The sequence below is a fragment of the Cupriavidus sp. HPC(L) genome (assembly GCF_000307735.3).
Taxonomy (GTDB): domain Bacteria; phylum Pseudomonadota; class Gammaproteobacteria; order Burkholderiales; family Burkholderiaceae; genus Cupriavidus.
This window is the reverse complement of sequence record NZ_AMPR02000405.1, coordinates 1-1130: the sequence shown is the minus strand read 5'-3', so window position 1 is coordinate 1130 and position 1130 is coordinate 1. Positions and strand designations below refer to the sequence as shown.

The window sequence follows — 1130 nt, the reverse complement described above, 5'->3', positions numbered from 1 at the left end:
GGTGACGTCGACCGCGACGGCCCCAGCCCGCGCCGATGCCGCCTGGAGCGTGGACCGGCTGATGGCGACGCTGGCGCGGCAGCCTTCGGGCAACGCGCGTTTCGTCGAAAAGAAGTACATGGCGATGCTCGAGCGCCCGCTGGAGTCGAGCGGCGAACTGCGCTTCGTCGCCCCCGATCGGCTGGAGAAGCGCACGCTGGCGCCCAAGCCCGAGACGCTGCTGGTGCAGGGCGACATGCTGACGGTCGAGCGGGCGGGCCGCAAGACCACCATTCCGCTTGGCAACCATCCCGAGCTCGCCGGCTTCATCGAGAGCCTGCGCGGCACGCTGGCCGGCAACCGGCAGGCGCTGGAGCAGTACTACCGGCTCGCGCTGGAAGGCAGCGCCAAGCGGTGGACGCTGACGCTGACGCCGTCGGACAGCCGCATGGCGGCCGCCATCGCGGCGATCCGCATCGACGGCGCCGGCGAACGGCTCGAGCGCGTCGAGATCCGCCAGGCCGACGGCGACCGCTCGGTGATGACCATCGTGCCGACCGGCGGCCAATGAGCGCGGCGGGCCGGCGTTTGCACCGAAGGACACTGCCGGCGCGGCTGGCGGTTGCGCTCTGGCTGGCCTTCGTGCTGGCTTGCGCCGCCATCGCCGCGCGCACCACCTTCACGGCCGACCTGTCCGCCTTCCTGCCGCGCGCGCCGACCGCCGAACAGCAACTGCTGGTCGATCAGCTGCGCGATGGCCTGGTGTCAAGGCTGCTGCTGATCGGCATCGAAGGCGGCGCCGGGCAGGACCAGGATGGCGCGCGGCGCGCGGCGCTGTCGAAGGCGCTGGCGGGCAAGCTGCGCGGCGATTCCCGCTTTGCCGCGATCGAGAACGGCGAGCCGGTCAACCGCGAGCGCGACCAGCGCTATCTGTTCGCCAACCGCTATCTGCTCAGTCCCGCCGTCACGCCCGAGCGCTTCACCGAGGCGGGCCTGCGCGCGGCCGTCGGCGACACCATCGACCTGCTCGGCTCGTCGGCCGGGCTGATGATCAAGCCGCTGTTGCCGCGCGATCCGACCGGCGAGATCGCGACGCTGCTGGCCGATCTCGATCCCAGCCACGGCGCCGCGACGCGGGACGGCGTCTGGGC

Annotated in this window: 1 protein-coding gene and 1 pseudogene; both read left to right on the top strand. The window is 72.3% G+C overall.

Annotation, left to right across the window (positions count from 1 at the left end; all coding sequences use genetic code 11):
* Position 1 precedes the first annotated feature (1 nt).
* Positions 2-550, top strand: coding sequence for a LolA-related protein (locus B551_RS26725; protein WP_006579849.1), 549 nt, complete (start codon positions 2-4; stop codon positions 548-550).
* Positions 547-1130, top strand: a pseudogene (locus B551_RS18505) (hypothetical protein); the annotation flags it as partial. The gene B551_RS26725 and the pseudogene B551_RS18505, both read left to right, overlap by 4 nt.